Origin of the sequence: Desulfolutivibrio sp. (genome assembly GCF_036584575.1) — a bacterium.
In the GTDB taxonomy this organism is placed as follows: domain Bacteria; phylum Desulfobacterota; class Desulfovibrionia; order Desulfovibrionales; family Desulfovibrionaceae; genus Desulfolutivibrio.
Genome location: NZ_JAZHDB010000162.1, coordinates 1 through 17,136, shown reverse-complemented (window position 1 = coordinate 17,136; position 17,136 = coordinate 1). Strand labels below are relative to the sequence as shown.

Annotated in this window: 22 protein-coding genes; 11 read left to right on the top strand and 11 right to left on the bottom strand. The window is 64.6% G+C overall.

All coding sequences use genetic code 11. The features are described 5' to 3' along the window. Positions 1-109: 109 nt before the first annotated feature. Positions 110-889 carry a 5'/3'-nucleotidase SurE gene (surE, locus tag V3572_RS11885; protein WP_332111209.1) on the bottom strand — a complete coding sequence of 260 codons (780 nt, stop codon included), beginning with the start codon at positions 887-889 and terminating at the stop codon, positions 110-112. 177 nt (positions 890-1,066) lie between these two features. Between surE and V3572_RS11880 the strand changes: the two genes are divergently transcribed. The 3 genes from V3572_RS11880 to V3572_RS11870 all read left to right on the top strand — a co-directional run bounded on the left by V3572_RS11880 (position 1,067) and on the right by V3572_RS11870 (position 3,642). After that, positions 1,067-2,098, top strand: a complete 1,032-nt coding sequence (locus tag V3572_RS11880; RefSeq protein WP_332111208.1) for a 3'-5' exoribonuclease YhaM family protein — start codon at positions 1,067-1,069, stop codon at positions 2,096-2,098. Continuing rightward, positions 2,074-2,715, top strand: a complete 642-nt coding sequence (gene tmk, locus V3572_RS11875) for a dTMP kinase (RefSeq protein WP_332111207.1) — start codon at positions 2,074-2,076, stop codon at positions 2,713-2,715. Before V3572_RS11880 ends, tmk begins: the two co-directional genes overlap by 25 nt. 90 nt (positions 2,716-2,805) lie before the next feature. Further along, positions 2,806-3,642 carry a transporter substrate-binding domain-containing protein gene (locus tag V3572_RS11870; RefSeq protein ID WP_332111206.1) on the top strand — a complete coding sequence of 279 codons (837 nt, stop codon included), beginning with the start codon at positions 2,806-2,808 and terminating at the stop codon, positions 3,640-3,642. A gap of 65 nt (positions 3,643-3,707) precedes the next feature. Here V3572_RS11870 and V3572_RS11865 read toward each other — a convergent pair whose 3' ends face one another. Continuing rightward, the gene (locus V3572_RS11865; RefSeq protein WP_332111253.1) at positions 3,708-3,893 is read right to left on the bottom strand and encodes a helix-turn-helix domain-containing protein; all 186 of its coding nucleotides are present in this window, start codon (positions 3,891-3,893) and stop codon (positions 3,708-3,710) included. Between the two features lie 227 nt (positions 3,894-4,120). Here V3572_RS11865 and V3572_RS11860 point away from each other — a divergent pair, with 227 nt between their 5' ends. Next, on the top strand, positions 4,121-5,656 hold the full coding sequence (locus V3572_RS11860) for a helix-turn-helix transcriptional regulator (protein WP_332111205.1): 1,536 nt from the start codon (positions 4,121-4,123) through the stop codon (positions 5,654-5,656). A gap of 131 nt (positions 5,657-5,787) precedes the next feature. Here the strand turns inward: V3572_RS11860 and V3572_RS11855 are convergent, their stop codons facing one another. Then, complete coding sequence (locus V3572_RS11855; protein ID WP_332111204.1) at positions 5,788-6,219, bottom strand: rhodanese-like domain-containing protein; 432 nt, start codon at positions 6,217-6,219, stop codon at positions 5,788-5,790. Continuing rightward, a complete protein-coding gene (locus V3572_RS11850) occupies positions 6,209-6,418 on the bottom strand; it encodes a hypothetical protein (protein WP_332111203.1) in 210 nt (69 codons plus the stop codon). The genes V3572_RS11855 and V3572_RS11850 overlap by 11 nt, the downstream gene beginning before the upstream one ends. A 224-nt stretch (positions 6,419-6,642) precedes the next feature. On the opposite strand from V3572_RS11850, the gene V3572_RS11845 reads away from it, so the two are divergent. Then, positions 6,643-6,990 carry a hypothetical protein gene (locus tag V3572_RS11845; RefSeq protein WP_332111202.1) on the top strand — a complete coding sequence of 116 codons (348 nt, stop codon included), beginning with the start codon at positions 6,643-6,645 and terminating at the stop codon, positions 6,988-6,990. 79 nt (positions 6,991-7,069) lie between these two features. On the opposite strand, the gene V3572_RS11840 is transcribed toward V3572_RS11845, so the two are convergent. The 5 genes from V3572_RS11840 to V3572_RS11820 all read right to left on the bottom strand — a co-directional run bounded on the left by V3572_RS11840 (position 7,070) and on the right by V3572_RS11820 (position 10,847). After that, the gene (locus V3572_RS11840; RefSeq protein ID WP_332111201.1) at positions 7,070-7,771 is read right to left on the bottom strand and encodes a protein-S-isoprenylcysteine O-methyltransferase; all 702 of its coding nucleotides are present in this window, start codon (positions 7,769-7,771) and stop codon (positions 7,070-7,072) included. 208 nt (positions 7,772-7,979) lie between these two features. Next, positions 7,980-8,582 carry a hypothetical protein gene (locus V3572_RS11835; RefSeq protein WP_332111200.1) on the bottom strand — a complete coding sequence of 201 codons (603 nt, stop codon included), beginning with the start codon at positions 8,580-8,582 and terminating at the stop codon, positions 7,980-7,982. A 97-nt stretch (positions 8,583-8,679) separates the two neighbouring features. Beyond that, complete coding sequence (gene trpS / locus V3572_RS11830; RefSeq protein ID WP_332111199.1) at positions 8,680-9,678, bottom strand: tryptophan--tRNA ligase; 999 nt, start codon at positions 9,676-9,678, stop codon at positions 8,680-8,682. 39 nt (positions 9,679-9,717) lie between these two features. Next, positions 9,718-10,368 (bottom strand): site-2 protease family protein, encoded by a 651-nt coding sequence (locus V3572_RS11825; protein ID WP_332111252.1) that lies wholly within the window; start codon positions 10,366-10,368, stop codon positions 9,718-9,720. A 104-nt stretch (positions 10,369-10,472) separates the two neighbouring features. Then, positions 10,473-10,847 carry a response regulator gene (locus tag V3572_RS11820; protein WP_163300741.1) on the bottom strand — a complete coding sequence of 125 codons (375 nt, stop codon included), beginning with the start codon at positions 10,845-10,847 and terminating at the stop codon, positions 10,473-10,475. Positions 10,848-10,893: 46 nt separating this feature from the next. Between V3572_RS11820 and V3572_RS11815 the strand changes: the two genes are divergently transcribed. The 5 genes from V3572_RS11815 (at position 10,894) to V3572_RS11795 (ending at position 13,367) form a co-directional block, all read left to right on the top strand. Beyond that, the gene (locus tag V3572_RS11815; protein WP_442877381.1) at positions 10,894-11,166 is read left to right on the top strand and encodes a hypothetical protein; all 273 of its coding nucleotides are present in this window, start codon (positions 10,894-10,896) and stop codon (positions 11,164-11,166) included. Positions 11,167-11,304: 138 nt separating this feature from the next. Then, on the top strand, positions 11,305-11,568 hold the full coding sequence (locus V3572_RS11810; RefSeq protein ID WP_332111197.1) for a type II toxin-antitoxin system RelB/DinJ family antitoxin: 264 nt from the start codon (positions 11,305-11,307) through the stop codon (positions 11,566-11,568). After that, on the top strand, positions 11,555-11,836 hold the full coding sequence (locus V3572_RS11805; protein ID WP_332111196.1) for a type II toxin-antitoxin system YafQ family toxin: 282 nt from the start codon (positions 11,555-11,557) through the stop codon (positions 11,834-11,836). Before V3572_RS11810 ends, V3572_RS11805 begins: the two co-directional genes overlap by 14 nt. Before the next feature lie 34 nt (positions 11,837-11,870). Continuing rightward, on the top strand, positions 11,871-12,782 hold the full coding sequence (locus V3572_RS11800) for an ATP-binding protein (protein ID WP_332111195.1): 912 nt from the start codon (positions 11,871-11,873) through the stop codon (positions 12,780-12,782). Between the two features lie 93 nt (positions 12,783-12,875). Then, complete coding sequence (locus tag V3572_RS11795; protein WP_332111194.1) at positions 12,876-13,367, top strand: MarR family winged helix-turn-helix transcriptional regulator; 492 nt, start codon at positions 12,876-12,878, stop codon at positions 13,365-13,367. Positions 13,368-13,467: 100 nt separating this feature from the next. On the opposite strand, the gene V3572_RS11790 is transcribed toward V3572_RS11795, so the two are convergent. Then, positions 13,468-14,652, bottom strand: coding sequence for a phosphoglycerate dehydrogenase (locus V3572_RS11790; RefSeq protein WP_332111193.1), 1,185 nt, complete (start codon positions 14,650-14,652; stop codon positions 13,468-13,470). Positions 14,653-14,846: 194 nt separating this feature from the next. After that, a complete protein-coding gene (locus V3572_RS11785; RefSeq protein ID WP_332111192.1) occupies positions 14,847-15,983 on the bottom strand; it encodes a pyridoxal-phosphate-dependent aminotransferase family protein in 1,137 nt (378 codons plus the stop codon). 260 nt (positions 15,984-16,243) lie between these two features. On the opposite strand from V3572_RS11785, the gene V3572_RS11780 reads away from it, so the two are divergent. Beyond that, on the top strand, positions 16,244-17,136 hold an 893-nt coding region (locus V3572_RS11780; RefSeq protein ID WP_332111191.1), incomplete at its 3' end, for an ATP-binding protein.

Sequence of the window (17,136 nt, the reverse complement as noted above, 5' to 3'; positions counted from 1 at the left end):
TGGAGCGGCGCATGGAGCGTCAGGCCTTCCGGCGAACGGAGGCCCCCTGCACCGTCCGCCCCATCCTTCGCTTGAATCTTGAACGGGTTACGGCATGCGGCACAGGGGATCAGCCTCCCGCTGCATCAATGCCTTTTCCGTCCAGGAGGCCTTTGAGGCGTTGCAGGGTCGGCCCATCGGTGAAATCGAACCGCAGGGGGGTCAGGGTGATGTACCCCTGGGTCAGAAGATCCCGGTCCGTGCCCGGAGACACGCTTTTGCCCGGGATGACCCCGTCGAGCCAATAATAGGTGCGGCCGCGCGGGTCTGTCCGCTCGTCGAACCAGTCCTTGTAGGTGGCCTGGGTCTGGGGGCACAGCCGAAGCTCCAGGGACTCGGACATGGGGCGGCGGGGAAAATTCAGGTTGAGCACGCAGCCGCGCGGCACCTCGGCCCAGGGCACGGCGGCGGCGAATCCGGCGGCGTAGGCCCCCTGGCCCGACAAATCGACCGGCGCGTAGTCGTCCACGGACACGGCCAGGGCCGGGTAGCCCGCCAAAGCCCCTTCCGTGGCCGCAGACACGGTGCCGGAATAGAGGATGTCCACGCCCACGTTGGCCCCGCTGTTGATGCCGGACATGACCAGTTCCGGGGGCTCGGACAAAAGCGCGGACAGGGCCAGTTTCACGCAGTCGGCCGGGGTGCCCGACACCCCAAGTCCGAAAAAGCCGTTCTCGCGAAACTCCTTCACCCGAAGCGGCGAGGCCAGGGTCACGGCGTGCCCCACGGCCGACTGCTCGGTGATGGGGGCCACCACATGCACCTCGTGCCCGGCCTCGCAAAGGCCCCGGTACAAAGCCCGGATGCCCACGGCCTGGATGCCGTCGTCATTGGTCAAAAGTATCTTCATCGCCTGTCTCGTATTCCTTTCCCGTGGCGTTTTGGCGACGGCCCGCCACCGGGCGCCCCGACTCGCGCCAAAGCCCTCGCACGGCGACGCCCGGATTGACAAGCGTCCGGCATCAAGGCACGCTTTCGGGGTTAAAAAACGCCGATACGGCCCCATGCCCCATGGATTGACCATACCGTGAGCGGAAAAAACACCTTCGTCAAGGATCTCGTCCCGGGCCGCCCCGTGGACGATCTGTTCGTCATCGCCGACGCCAAGTCCGGCCAGGCCAAAAACGGGCCGTTTTGGACCCTGACCCTGGAAGACGCCTCCGGGGCCGTGGAGGCCCGCATCTGGAGCCCGGCCAGCCAGACGTATCAGGACATCCGCCCCGGCGCCCTGGTGCGGGTGACGGGCATGGCCGGAAGCTACCGGGACAAGACCCAGATCTCCGTGGACCGCCTGGAATTTCTGCCCGACGAGGAACTGGCCCCCCTGCTGCCGCTTTTTACGGCCTCAAGCGCCGTGCCTCCGGAGGAGCTGCTGGCGGAACTGGAGGCCCTGTGCCGGGACGCCATCCGCCACGCCCCCTGGCGGCGGTTTTGCCGCAAGGTGCTCACCGACCCCGAGGTGCGCTCCCGGCTTCTGGCCGCGCCCGGGGCCAAGAGCGTGCATCACGCCTACGTGGGGGGCCTTTTGGAGCACACCCTGTCCGTGTGCGGCCTGGTCCGGGCCATCGGAGGCCGCTACCCGGCCCTGGACATGGACACGCTATTGCCCGCCGCCGCGTTCCACGACCTGGGCAAGGCCTGGGAGTTGTCGTCGGGGTTTCCCCGGGACTACACCGACCCCGGGCGGCTTCTGGGGCACATCGTGCTGGGCATGGAGATCCTGGAGCCCTTTTTCCGCAAGGCCAAAGACCTTGACCCGGAACTCATCCTGCACTTCAAGCACATCATGGTCAGCCACCACGGGGAATACGCCTTCGGCTCCCCCAAAAGGCCCAAGACCCCCGAGGCTTTCGTTTTGCACTTCGCCGACAACATCGACGCCAAGCTCAACCAAACCCTGGGGATCTTTGCCGACGACGAGCCCGAGGCCGCCTGGTCCCCCTACGTACGCACCCTGGAACGCTACCTCTACAATCCCCGCCGGGCCCCGCGCCAGGATGAGGCGAAAAAACCCGAAGACAAAGGGGCCACCCAGTGTTTGTTACCTTTGAAGGCATAGAGGGCACCGGCAAGACCACCCAGATCGGGCTTCTGGCCGAGGAGCTGACCCGCCAGGGACAGGGCGTGGTCGTCACCCGCGAGCCCGGCGGCAGCCATATCGGCCGGGAACTGCGGCGCATCCTGTTGAGCCTTGAGACCAAAAACCTGTGCGACCGGGCGGAACTTTTCCTGTATCTGGCGGACCGGGCCCAGCATGTGGCCGAGGTGGTGCGTCCGGCCCTGGAGGCGGGCATGGCGGTGCTGTGCGACCGTTTCACCGACTCCACCGTGGCCTACCAGGGCTACGGCCGGGGCCTTTCGCCGGAGCTTTTGCACCAGCTCAACGACACGGCCACCGGGGGGCTGGCCCCGGATTTGACCATCGTGCTCGACATCGACCCGGAAATCGGCCTGCGCCGGGCGCTTTCCCGCAACCTGGAAACGGGCGCCCAGGTGAGCGAGGGACGCTTCGAGGCCGAGAGCCTGGCCTTCCATGCCCGGGTGCGCCAGGGCTATCTGGCCCTGGCCGCTGCGGATCGCGGCCGGATTCGGGTTGTCGCCGCCGACGCCGCGCCCCGGGAGGTCTTCGCCTCGGTGCGCGCCGCCTACCAGGAGGCCGCCGCCCGGCACGGCTGACCCTTCGCCTCACGACGCGCCGCCTGACCCGGGGTCGGCCCGGGTAAGCGCGGATCATCCCTCCAACCGCAACCGACATGGAGGTTTCGCATGATCCGTCTCATCCGCATCATCCTCACGTCCTTCGTGGCCCTGACCCTGTGCTGCGGCATCTGCCTGACCAGCCCCGGGTCCGCCGCCGCAGCAGCCGCCAGCCCCTACGACATCGCCGCGGGCAGCACGCTGGCCGCCGTCATCGCGCGTGGCAAACTGGTGGTGGGCATGGAGCTCAAATTCTGGCCCTTCGAATACGTGACCGAAAAAGGCGACCCCGTGGGCTTCGACGTGGACATCGCCCGGCAGATCGCCAAGGAACTCGGGGTGGAGCTGGACATCAAGGACATGGAGTGGACCGGACTCATCCCGGCCCTTCAGGCCGGAAAAATCGACCTGATCATCTCCGGCGTCACCGGCACCCTGGAGCGAGCCAAGACCATCACCTTCTCCCGGCCCTATTTCACCACCGGCCTGTGCGCCCTGACGAGCACCAAAAAAGCCCCGAACCTGGCCTCCGTGGCCGCCCTGGACGATCCCAACCGGATCATCGCCGTCAAGACCGGCACCACCGCCGACCTGGTGGCCGCCAAACGCTTTCCCAAGGCCCACATCAACCGCTTCAAGGAAGAAACCGCCTGCGTCCAGGAGGTGGTCAGCGGCCGGGCCGACGCCTTTTTCTACGATCAAATCTCCATCGCCAAGCACCACAAGCAAAACCCCGAAGCCACCAAGGCCCTTTTGACCCCCTTCACCTACGAGCCGTTTTGCATCGCCATGCAAAAAGGCGACTTCGACCTGTGGCAATGGCTGGACATGTTCCTGGAGATCTCCAAGTCCAACGGAACCCTGGACGACCTGCGCCGGAAACACTTCGGCGAGTTGTTGCAGTAGGAGACGGCGCGTAGAGGGCTGCCGCCCCGGGCAGGGCGGCGGCCCCGATGACGTTGTGGGTCGGATCAGATCGAATCGCGGCGCTGAAAGTGACCGGCGACGGTATGCAGGACGGCGGCGAGCTCCTCGGCCTTGGCAGGGGGAACCTTGCGCTTGCTTTTCTCGTATTCGCTGATGTGGCTTTGCGGCACGCCGATTTTCTCCGCCAGTCGGCTCTGCGTCAAACCGGCCCGCAACCGCGCCCCCCGCAGCCGTCATCCCCGGCCGCAGCATGAGAACGTGAAAATTTTCACGGATCGCCGCATCCCCTCTCGACGGGACGTCCGACATCGGATAGGGTCGCCCGCCTGGTGAGCGTCGCCATCCATGCCATACCCCGGAATGGCCATATCGCACCTGGCCGCCGCCTCGGACCCCGCCATGCGTCCCTCTCGTTCATAACCTGAAAACGAACCACAAAACGTCTCACCCCCATCACATGCGAAGAGAGCTCCTCCTGCCGCTCATTGGAACGGCCCTGTTTTTTACGTTTGAATATGTCTGCTACGCCGCCGGCCGGGCCTTTGCCGGGCTGTCGCACCCGTTTGCCCCGCTTCTGGCCGCCAATATCGCAGGCGTGCTGGCCGCCTCGCTGATACGCGTTCCCGATCCGGCCGCCCCGGCCCGAGACCCCGCCCACGACTCCGCTGACGCCCGGCGGACCCTGCGCCGCATCGCCCTCGGCCTCATCGCCGCCTCGGGCCTGGGCGGGACGCTGTGCATCCTGTCCCCGGGGAGCGGGGACACGGCGAGCATCCTGTTCACGGCCTCGGCCCTTTTTGCCGGGGTTCCCCTGCCGTTTCTCTTCCGGACGCTTTTTGCCAACGCCCCGGCCCAAAACCTGGGCCTGTCCCTGGGATCATGCCTGGCGGCGGCAGAGATGGTCTGGATATTCCTGCACGTGGACCAGGCCAACCCGCTGGACAGCTCCACCCTGCACACCTTCCTCGGCGTGGTGCAGATCCTGACGGGGATCGTGACGGCGGCGGCCCTCATGGGGCGGCGCGCCGACGCGCAACGGCCGCCACGCCGCCTCCTGCCGCCCTGCCCCAAGCGTCTGGCCATGCAGACCCTGGGTTATCTGGCGGTCATCGCCAGCGTTTTTTTCCTCCTGGACTCCATCATCGATCTCATCTTTTATCGCTATGACAGCGCCACGCAGCCCATACCCCGGGGGATCAGCCTCTACGTCTGGATGGCCTATCCGATCCTGGGACGCCTCCTGGACCGCTACGGGGCCGGCGCCGGTTTCTTCCTGGCCTGTCTGGGACTTTGCATCGTCTCCCCGGCCCTGACGGTCCTGTCCCAGAGCACGCCCATGTACTGGCTCGTCTTCGGCCTGGATATCATCGGCAGGCACGGGGCCTTCCTGTTTCTCACCCTGGTGTTCGCCCGCCACGCCGACCGGATGCGGCTGCCGGGTCTGGTCGTCTGCACCCCCTATCTGCTCCAGCATGCGGCCTATCTGGTCATGTGGCTTTTTTTCAACGCCTTCCACCCGGGTTCGGGCTTCATCCTCCTCATCTCCTCGTTCCTGTGCGCCTCCTTCGGCCTTCTGTCCTCACGGGTCCGCTACGCCCTGTCCCTGGCCGGGCATGCTCCGGCCTTGGCGCTCCCTCTGCCCGTGACCCCGCCCCGGATGATGATGGCACAGCCCCATGCGACGGAACCGCCCACAAAAGCGGAGCTTCTGCCCAGGGAAACGGCGCCCGCCCGCGAGGCCACGGCCGCGACGCAAGAGCCGGGAGATGTGCCGTGCAACGGGAAAAAGGCCGGATTTGTTCAGAAATATGGGCTTTCCAGCCGGGAGACGGAGGTGCTGGCGAACATTCTGGGGGGGATGAGCACAGCGGCCATGGCCGAGGCCCTGCATATCTCGGAGAGCACCGTCAAAACCCACGTCAAAAACATCCTGCGCAAGACCGACACCGCCAGCCGCAACGTGCTCATGGCCCTGTACATGGGCGAAGAATAGGCCACGGTACGCCGACGCTGCCGGGCGCTCGAAGGAAGGCGGCAGCCGTCCCGCCGTCCGGGAACGCGTCGCGTGGACGCGGATGCAGCGCCATGCAAGATGGAAAAACGGGCGCACCTCGCCCGGGACGATCACTCCTCGGGAAGGAGGGGGCGCCCGTCGATACAGCACACCCGCGCCAGATCGGGACGCAGGACGCGCAGCTTCCGGCTATACGGCACGGAGCGGGCGCCGAAACCGCAATACAGGAGCACTTTGCCTCCCTGGGGGATTTCGCCCAGCCGCTGATCCATCTCGAAGACCGGGATGTGTACCGCACCGGGAAGATGGCTGACCTCGAACTCGCGTTTGGTGCGCAGATCGACAATGAAAAGGTCCGGTGCGGCCAGACGGTAGCGTTCGGCCTCTTCCGGCGTAAACCGGCAGTCCTCGTCAGCCCGGGCGGGCGCCCCCCACAGCCAGACTACGGCACAAAATAACGCCAGGAGCATTCGCACGCCGCGCCCCCGGACCATCCCGGCCCGCCAGATTCCCGCAGCTTCAATACCATGCTCAATTCCCATGCTCCACCTCGCGACACGTCTCGCCGTCGACGGCAGCCCCCCGATCCCACAGGGGATCGGCCTGGACCACGCCGGAGGCGTCGTGAAATGACGCAGCCGCAGCTCCATGCGCCAGCCCTGCCGCACGGCGGTTCGGCCCGGAAAGACATCCCGGCCTGGCCGAGTCCTCTGCGACAGCCCCGAAAACGCTAGTCCGCATCCTCCTTTCTGTCAAGATAGCTGTATCTTTCAAGGCTGTTACGGCACGGCTCATCCTTTCGGCGGAGGCGCTTTTCTCTAAAAAATCATCCTTTTGGCGGATTGTTCCCCGTTCGCTTTCCATGATTGCGTCCCGTGCACCAGCCAACGGATGGCCATTGGGCGAGGGGCGGCATGGGCCGAGTTGCACCTGGGAGGAAAACCTAACCGGAACGGAGTATATTCATGCTGAAGAACAGATTTTTCACGATGATGATCCTGGCGGCGGCGTTGACCATGCTGCTGGCCGGAACAGCCATGGCCAAAGAGATCGTGGTCATGAACGGCACGGGGTTCGAGATCCACGCCCTGGCCCTGTCGCCCAGCGAATCGGGCAACTGGGGCCCGGACCTTTTGGGAGACGACATCCTCAAACCCGGCGAGGGGCTGAAGATCAACATCTCCGGCGAGGCCAACAACTGGGATCTGGGCGCCCAAGACGGCGACGGCGGCCAGGTGACCTTCCAGAATCTGGACTTCCGCAAGGCCAGCCAGATCACCCTGCACGCCGACGGCACCGGCACCTTGCAGTAACGCCCCCCGCAGGATGGAAAACGCCCGGTCTGGTTGAACCCAGGCCGGGCGATTCCCCTTGTGTGTGATCGGTCCCGCGTCAGCCGTCTCTGCCTGTCGGCGTCCCGAACCTCGGCAACACCCGCCCGGCCCGCTGGCAATAGCCATCCCAGGCCTGGGCGAACCGGCGGCGCAACATGGCCTCCTCGCGCGGCACGCGGATGATCCACATGGCGGCAAAAGCCGGAAGGACCAGGAACCCGGCGATCCAGTTCTGGATCAGAAGCGGCTGGGCCAGGGCCGACAGCCAGATCGCGGCGTACATGGGATGGCGGATGCGCCGGTAGATGCCGTGGGTCACCAGGGTGTGATCCTGGCGCATCTCCAGGCCCGGGCTCCAGTTCCGGCCGAGATCGGCGTGCGCCCGCCAGAAAATGATCAGAAACGGGATCTGCAAAAACGCCCCGGCCGCCACGGCGCCTCCGGGCAACGCATAGTCCGCGAAGGCGAAGCACCCCGTGGCCAGATGCGCCAAGGGCAAAAGCATCATCGTGGCGAACATGGCGAAAAGGAGGATCACTTCGTCTGGGCCCTTGTGGGCCTCGACGATGGCGTTTCTCCGGTTGCGGATGCTGTACGGCAGCCGGATGACGAACATGGCCATAAATCCCGCCAACCAGACCAGCGTCCCCGGGCCGTTCTCCCGCCAGCGTGCCGCCGCCAGAACCAAAAGCAGAAACCCGGCGGCCACCATCACCCACAAAAAGCCACTTCGGGTCAGGGATCGATGCGTTTTGTCCATGACATCCTCCATGCTTGCGACGTATTTTGGGGATACTTTCATAATTGAAAATGATTTGCAATATCAAACTGACAACATGTCCCTCCCTCAAGCCTTTGGGAAATAATCGGCCCCCCGCCCGAACCGGAGGCTCCCGGCCGGGATCACGCATGGTCCGGAATGCCTTCTGGTTGGGCATGGCGGACGCGACGCGGCACAGGACGCGGCGTCAGGCTGGCTCGCCCGGCATCCAGTCCACGATCTCCGCCCGGGGATGCGCCTCGCGCCAGGCGGCAAAGTCCGTCGCGTCGCGCACCCCGCCCTCAATGACGGCCCGGTAGATCTCGATGCCGATGACCCCGGCCTCAGGCGGAATCACGTCCTTGAGACGCAGGATGGCCAGCCGCGTCTCGGGGGTCAGGGCCCGTTCGATGCGCTCGGCCACGGTCTCGAAATAGCCCGCATACCGGGAACCGGGAGGCAGGTGGATCATGTCGATCTGCCAGGATTCGCCCTGGATGTCGGTAAACCAGGCATGCCATTCCAGGCAGGTGTCGTCGGCCTGAAGCAGGTTGGCGTAGGTGGCGCGGGTGAGCCTGGGGTGTTCGGCCATCCTGGCCACGGCGGCGAAGCTTGCGGCGATGTCGAAGGGGTCGCTGTAGATGTGGACGTCGATGTCACGCCTGTGCAGCAACAGGCCGGTTCGCACCGAGCCCACCAGATTAACCGTGGCACCCACGGACTCCCAGGCCGGGAACAGGCCGCAGTCCTCGATCACGGCCCTGGCTTTTTGCTGGTTGGCCGCAGAGATGGCCAGAAGGTCGCGGATCATATCCTCCTCCTTTGCGCGCCGCACCGGACGCACGCGCTGCAAAAAACGCCCGGCCTGGGTTCGACCAGACCGGGCGTTCCATGGCATGGGACGCAGCCTAGAAATTGAAGTTCAGCCGCTCCCTGAGTTCCGCCATGTTGCGCTCGGCCACGGCCTTGGCCCGGGCGTTGCCCGAGGCCAGGATATCCCGCACCATGTCCGGGTTTTTGTCCAGTTCCACCCGCTTGGCGTGGATCGGGGTGAGAAACGCCGTCAGGTTCTCCACCAAAAGCTTCTTGCAGTCCCCGCAGCCCCAGGTGGCGTTGACGCAGCCGTCCACAATCTCCGGCAGCCGGGCCTTGTCCGTCAGAAGCTCATGGTACGGATAGAGGTTGCACTCCTTGGGGTCGCCCGGGTCTTTGAGGCGGGCCCTTTTGGCGCAGGTCAGCATGCCCATGACCTTCTTTTTCATGGACGCCGGATCTTCCCCCAGGGCGATGGCGTTGCCGTAGCTCTTGCTCATCTTGCGGCCGTCCAGGCCCGGCAGCTTGGGGGACGGGGTCAGAACCGCCGCCGGTTCCGGGAAAAACTCGCCGTACAGGTAGTTGAAGCGCCGGGCGATCTCCCGGGTCAGTTCCAGGTGCGGCAACTGGTCCTGGCCCACGGGCACCGCGCCGGGCTTGTAGAGCAGGATGTCCGAGGCCATGAGCACCGGATAGCCGAGGAAGCCGTAGGTGCTCAAATCCTTGGCCGCAAGCTCCTTGACCATGTCCTTGTAGGTGGGACAGCGCTCAAGCCAGGACACGGGCGTGATCATGGACAGGAACAGGTTGAGCTCCACATGCTCGGGCACCTGGGACTGCTGGAACAGCACGCACTTCTCGGGATCGAGCCCCCCGGCCACCCAGTCCTTGACCAGTTCCGGCACAAATCCCTTGATCCGCGACGGATCGGCGTATTCCGTGGTCAGGGCGTGCCAGTCGGCCACGAAGAAAAAACAGTCGTGGTCGCGCTCAAGGGCCACCCAGTTGGCCAGGACGCCGAAATAGTGCCCCAGATGAAGCGGCCCGGTGGGCCGCATGCCGGATACGATGCGGGTGTTCGTCGTCTCGCCCATGCTTTCCCGTCCAAAGTGGTTTTACGGTGCCGCGCGCCCTTACAGGATCAGGCCGCGCATGAAGATGATGGCCGGGAACAGGAGCTTGCCCAATAACCCGGTCACCGCCAGAAGGATGACCACAAAAAAGCCGTACCGCTCGTAGCGCAGATAGGCATACGCGGCCCGGGGCGGCAAAAGCCCGGCCACGATGCGGCTGCCGTCCAGGGGCGGAATGGGCAACAGGTTGAAAAGCCCGATGGCCAGATTCACCGTCACCCCGGCCAGACACATATAGGCCAGGGGCTCCCAGATCATGGCCCCCAGGCTTCCGGCCTCGGAGGCCACGGCCAGCCCGCCCGTCACCCGAAAGAGCACGGAAAAAACCACGGCCAAGACAAAATTCATGACCGGGCCGGCCACCGAAACCAGGATCATCCCCCGGGCCGGATCCTTGAAATAGCGGGGGTCCACGGGAACCGGCTTGGCCCAGCCGATCATCCGGGTCAACAGGAAGGCCAGAACGCCCATGGGGTCCAGGTGTTTTATGGGATTGAGCGTCAACCGCCCCGCAGCCTTGGCCGTGGGGTCGCCCAACAGGTAGGCCACATAGCCGTGGGCCACCTCATGAAAGGTGACGGCCACCAGAAGCGGCACGGCCAGAAGCGCGATCTCGCGCACATAGGAGGCGATATCAAAGGACATGGGCATGGCGGCTAGCACGAACCATCCGGGCGGGCAAGCAAAACCCTCCGCAAACAAAACGGCGCGCCGGGGGATGCTCCGGCGCGCCGCCACCAAGCCTGGTGAAAAATCTAAGCCGAGGCCCGGGCCTTCTCCAGGGCCAAGGCCACCTTGCCCTTCAGTTCACCCAGATCCACGGACTTGACCACATAGTAGTCGGCCGCGATGGACTTCAGATCATGCTGGAAGCTGTCGTAGGCCGTGCTCAGGATCACCGGCAGGGCCTGATCCTGGCCGCGAATCTCCTGGAGCAGATCGAGTCCCGAGCGGTTGGGCCCGAGCTTGATGTCCAAAACCACCACCTCGGGCTTGACCCGGGCCAAGAGCTCCAGGATGTCTTCCTCGCCGTCCGAAGTCACCACCTGGTAGCCTTCGCCTTCAAGCTCTTCCTGGTACAGCATCCGTATATGCTTTTCGTCGTCCACAACCAATATCTTACCGCCCATGGCATGCTCCTTGCGGTTTTAGTCACACACATCTCACGTTCATGTTATGGGGCAAAAAATCCGGCCGGTCAACACCGTTTTCTCCTTGCGCTTCCAGGCCTCCCGACGCTACCACGACCCCATGATCACCGTGCACATGGAGCCAAAACGCTCGACACTCGAATTTCCCCGCATCAACACCGTGCTCCAGCTTCTGGGCAAGCTGGGCCTTCGGACCAACGACGCCCTGATCATCCGGGGCGGCGAGCTGCTCACCCCGGATCGCCGCCTGCATTACGGCGATACCATTACCGTCCGTCTGGTCATGTCGCGCGGGTGACGCCGTAGAGACAGAAGGGTCAAGATCGCCGGGATGCGGGAGCCGGAGCCGCCTGGCGGGTCACGGCGGCCGGGGTTGACGCAGGCCTCTCCAGGCATTATTTGAGCTACAATGTAGCCCAAATAAGGAAGTGCTCTCATGGCTGAAAACGCAGTGGTCCGGGCCCGAATCGACGGGCGCATCAAAGAGGAGGCCGCGACGGTCCTGGCCTCCATGGGGCTTACCGTGTCCGACGCCTTCCGGCTCTTGCTGACCCGGGTGGCTCGGGAAAAGACCCTGCCCTTCGAACCGCTGGCCCCCAACGCGGAGACCATTGAGGCCATGCGCGAGGCGCGGCGGGGCAAACTCGCCTCATTCGCCACAGTGGACGATCTCATGGCGGATCTGGATGCGGACGATTGAGCGAACCTCACGGTTCAAGCGCGACTTCAAACGCCAGACCACGGGGCCATATCGCGGCACGCTTCATGACGACCTGCGCACCGTCCTGACCCTTTTGGCCGCCGACCTGCCCTTGCCCATAAAATACCGGGATCATGCCCTCGCAGGGGAATGGAAGGACCACCGGGACTGCCATATCCGCCCCGATTTGGTGCTCATCTACCGAACGCCCGACGCGGGAACGCTGCAACTGGTCCGTCTGGGCTCCCACAGCGAGCTTGGCCTCTGATCGCCTGATCCCTCACCCTCCAAGGAGCACGCCCATGAAATGCCGCCGCTGCGGCGAGGTGGCCCAGGTGGCCCTGCCCAGCCACCATACGGGTTTTTGCCCCACATGCTTTCTGGACTTCTTCCGGGCCCAGGTGGCCCGCGCCATCCGCCGCCACCGCATGTTCGGCCCGGACGAGCGGGTGCTGGTGGCCGTGTCCGGGGGCAAGGATTCCCTGGCCCTTATGCATGTGCTGGGGGAGATGGGCTATCAGGTGGAGGCCATGCACATCGACCTGGGGATTACGGGGTCTTCAGAGCCGATCCGGGCCTTCGTGGAAGACTTCTGCCGCACCCGGGGCCATGTCCTGCATGTGGTGGAGACGGCCACGGACGGCCTGGCCATCCCGGACGTGAAACGCACCGTGCGCCGCCCCATCTGTTCCGTGTGCGGCAAGATCAAGCGCCACTGGTTCAATCGTTTCGCCTTCGAACACGGCTTTGCGGCCATGGCCACGGGGCACAACCTGGACGACGAGGTGGCGCGGCTTTTCGCCAACACCCTGCGCTGGGACGCGGCCTACCTGGGCGGCCAGGGACCGACGCTTCCCGGCGAGGGCCTGTTCGTGCGCAAGGTCAAGCCCCTGTGCCGCCTGACGGAATTCGAAACCGCCGCCTACTGTTTTTTCTCCGGCATCACCCACTGGCACGAGGCCTGCCCCTACAGCGGCGGGGCCAGCTTCACCAGCCACAAACGCCTTTTGGCCGACCTGGAACAGACCAGCCCCGGGACGAAAATGGCCTTCTACGAAAACTTCCTGCACACCGGCCGACCGGCCTTCGCCGCTGCGGGCAAGGCGGGCTACGGCGAGCTTCAGGCCTGCGCCGAGTGCGGTTATCCGTCCTCCGGGGAAATCTGCGGGGTGTGCCGGGTGCGGCGCATGGTGGCCGGGGCCGACGCCACTTGACCATGCTTGTTGGCAGGCATATTGTTGGTATACCATATTATGCGGCCGGGAGGGCAGCCCCGCCAAACCAGCCTCCTGCCGCGCGAGGTGACCATGGACCAAAATCAACCCGGCCTTGACGACGTCTACGTCTACGATCCGGAACAAGCCCCGGGATTTCTCATCAGCCGCACGGCCATGCGCATGCGCCTGAACCTGCGCCGGCTCTTTCTGGAGAACGGCCTGGACGTGACCCCCGAGCAGTGGGGGGTGCTTCTGTGCCTGTGGCGGGAGGAAGGCCTGACCCAGAGCGGGCTGGCGGATCGCACCGTCAAGGACCGCACCACCATCACCCGCATCCTGGATCTGTTGGAGAAAAAGGGGCTGGCCCAGCGGCGCAAGGACGCCAGCGACCGGCGCACCTTCCGCATCCATCTGACCGAGGCCGGGCGGCAGGCCCGCAAGGAGCTGTTTCCGCTGGTGCAGGGCTTTGCGGGTAAGATCTACGCGGATCTGCACGAGGCTGATCTTTCCGCGCTCCAGAGCATCATGGCGAAAATCAACAACAGGCTCGACGAGCTTGAATCGGACGTGGCGCCCGCATGATCAAGAAACTGCCCGGGACTGCCCGAGGAAATGCATTGATCGTCTCGCAAAGCAAAAGGGCCGCGAAAGCGGCCCTTTTGCGGGAATATGGCGCAAGGCCCTAATACACGACCCTTTTGACGCCTTCGATGGCCCCGATGCGCTCACAGACCTCGGGCGTGGGCTTTTGATGCACCACGTAGACGGTCTGCACATGCTCGTTGAGCTTTCTGGAGTTGTTCTCGCGGATGTTCACCCCCATCTCGCCAAAGGCCATGCCGAACTTGCCGAACATGCCCGGCTTGTCCTCGTGGGTGATGAAGATGGTGTAGATCTCCCGACCCTCTTCCTCCACGGTCTGCCCGGCGTTCACCGACTGGTTGAAATCCCCCAGGCGCAGATACTTGGCCACCACCTCGGCGATCTCCAGGCCCGTGCGGCGCATGGCGTTGCGGGTGGAGGCCCCCAGGTGGGCGCTGAACAACACGTTGTCCAGTTCCATGAGCTTGTTGACGAAGGGCTCGCCTTCGCGCTTGGGCTCCTTGCGGTAGGTGTCCAGGGCCGCCCCGGCGATCTCCCCGCTTTTTAAGGCGTCGTACAGGGCGTCCTCGTCCACGTTCACGCCCCGGGAGGCGTTGATGAGGAAGGCCGTATTCTTCATGAGCTTGAGTTCCCGCGCCCCGATCAGCGTCTCCCGGCCGCCGGTGTGCAGGGACAGGAAATCCGCAGCCTTGAACACATCGTCCACGGTGTCCAGATATTCCACGTCGGAATCCAACTTGCGGTACACGTCGTAGCCCACCACCTTCATGCCCAGGGCCTTGCCCTTGGCCGCCAGGGCCTGGCCGATGCGGCCGCAGCCGATGACGCCCAGGGTCTTGCCCATGAGCTCCACGCCCTGGAAACGCTTCTTGTGCCAGGTTCCGGCCTTGAGGGTGGCATGGGCGAAGGGCACCTTGCGGGCCACGCCGAGCATCAGCCCCAGGGCGTGTTCCGCCGTGGCGTTGGTGTTGCCGTTGGGCGCGAATTTGACGATGACCCCGTTTTCCCGGGCGGCCACCAGATCGATGTTGTCCGTGCCCACGCCGCCCCGGCCCACGACCTTGAGCTTGCCGCCGTTTCTGGTCCCGGCCTCGATGACCTCCCGGGTGACCTTGGTGGCGCTGCGCACCAACAGGGCGTCGAAATCCTTGATGTCGCCGATGAGGTCGTCGATGTCGCGCTTGACCGTGTCGACCTCGAAGCCCTCTTTGTGCAGATATTGAATCCCTTCTTCCACCAGACCGTCGTTGGCCAATATCTTCATGGATGCTCCCATCGTCGGTTGAAAGTGCCTGCGCCACCCGGACGAAAGGCCCTGCGTCCGGTCACCCCCCCATTGAACGTCCTTTCGGCGGCCCGCGTTTCGCCGCCCGCCGGTCTCTCCCCCCGGGACAGGGCGGGATGGACGCGGCGAAAAAACGGGCGTCGCCTTCCAGGGACGCCCGTTTCCCAAACCCTCTATGCCGTGGGCAGGGACGATTTCAGATCCGCAAGATAGGTTTCAAGCATCGCGGGCGTGATGTCGCCCATGTGCCCGATGCGGAAAATCGGCTGTTTGCCGTCCTTCTCAAGCTGCTCGTTGAGCTTGCCGTAGCCCGGATCGTACAGGTAGCCCTTGGCCCGCATGACTTCCTTGACGGCCTTTAGATCCTTGACGGAGATCCCCTTGGGCGCGCGCACCGTGGTCAGGGTGGCCGAACCATGCCCCTTTTGGGCGAAAAGCTCATAGCCGGGCAGTCCGGACACGAAATCGGCCACCATGCCGCGCATGGTCTCGTGGCGGGCGAACCGGTTTTCGATGCCCTCTTCATTGACGATGTAGTCGAGCTGCACGAACATCTGGTTGGCCAGGGTGCAGTTGGGGGTGGTCAGGGTCTGGAACTTCCCGGCCCGGCCGAGCTGGCCCAGGATGTCCGAGGAATGGCCCCGGTTCGCCACCTTACCGGCCTTGTCCACGGCCTCGGCGGTGACGAAGGCGATGCCGAACCCGGCCGGAAGCCCCAGGGACTTCTGGGTGGAGGTGCTGTACATGGCGCAGCCGCTCTCCGCGATGGGGCAGGCCGCGCCGCCGAAGATGCTCACCCCGTCCACCAGGGCCAGGGCTCCGCTTTTGCGGATGATCTTGCAGGCGGCCACGATGTCGTTGGTCACGCCGGTGGAGGTCTCGTTGTGGGTGATGGTCACCACGGCGGGCTTGTGCTCACTGATGCCCGCCTCCAAAACGGCAAGATCCATGGCCCGACCCGGCTCGAACTTGAGTTGCACGGCCTTTTTGCCGTTGACCACGGCCATCTTGTGGTACAGGTCGCCAAACGCCCCCACGGAGGCGTTGAGCACGGTCTCGCCATCGGCCGCCAGGGATCGGATGGAGGCCTCCATGGCCGTGGAGCCGCTGCCGTTGAAGATGATGACCTGATGGTCGTCGCCCACCCCGGCCAGCTTTTTCAAGTTGGTCATGATGGGCTGGAAGCGCAGGTTGTTTTCCGTGTCGCGGTGCCCGAATTCCGGCAGAAGACCGGCCTGGCGGACCTGCGGCCGGATGAACGTGGGACCGGTGATGAAAAGGGTCAATTCGGCAAAGGAGGTATCCTTCATGTCCATGGCTCCCGGGGTTTGAAATGTGGTGGCGCACCCTATTCCAAAAATCTGGCCCAATCAATTGCCCAGACGCGCGGCGTTTTCCGTTTCACTCCTGACGGCTCAGGTCTCCCCCGCCCTCGCCGCCCCTGTCCCGTCCATGTCGGCAACCCCCCATTGCGCCACACTTTTTTTTGCAAACCAGGAAAGTCGAGTAACCGCATATATAATCTTGCATGTTTTGTGCGCCCAGGCTATCTGACGGAAGTGGAGTATGCATGAAGGCTGAACATCCGCCCGGCGCCGCCGCGCCATCCCCGTTGGTCGACTTGTTGCGCCGGGAAAACGTCGAACTCAAGATTCGACTGCGCGAATGCATTGACGATCCCGCCCAACCCCTGGAAGTCGCCCGGAGCGAATTTCTGGCCAACATCAGCCACGAATTGCGCACCCCCTTAAACGGCATCCTGGGCATGCTGCAAATCATGGCCACCACCGAGATGACCGCCGAGCAGCGCGACTGCGTGGAAACGGCCCTGGATTCCAGCCGTACCCTGCTGTGGGTCTTAAACGACATCCTGGAATTCACCCGGGTGCGCTGCGCAGGCCTCGAATTCACCGCCAAGGCCTTCTCCCCCGGCGAGATCGCCGAATCCGTGCTCCAGGCCTTCCGCCACCGGGCCACCCACAAGGGACTCACGCTGACCTGCACGGTGGACGAAAGCGTCCCGGGTTGCCTGATCGGCGACGGGGCCAGGCTACGTCAGATCCTGTTCCATCTCATGGGCAATGCGGTCAAATTCACCGACAAGGGGAACGTGCGCCTGGAGGTGCAGGCCTTGCCCTTTGGCCGCACCGGGGAGCAGATCACCCTGCTTTTCATGGTGTCGGACACGGGCATCGGCATCCCGGACGACAAGCTGGCCGGGGTGTTCGTGCCGTTTATCCAGGCCGACGGCTCCTCGTCGCGCCGCCACCAGGGGCTGGGGCTGGGACTGGCCGTGGTGCGGCGGATCGTGGAATGCATGGGCGGTTCGGCGGCCCTGGAAAGCACGCCCGGCCAGGGGACCACGGCGTATGTGGGAATGCCCTTCGGCCTCCCCGTGGCCTGCCCCTACCCGGGATCGGCGGACACGTTACGAAGCGACGCCGTGCCGACCTCCGATGCGGC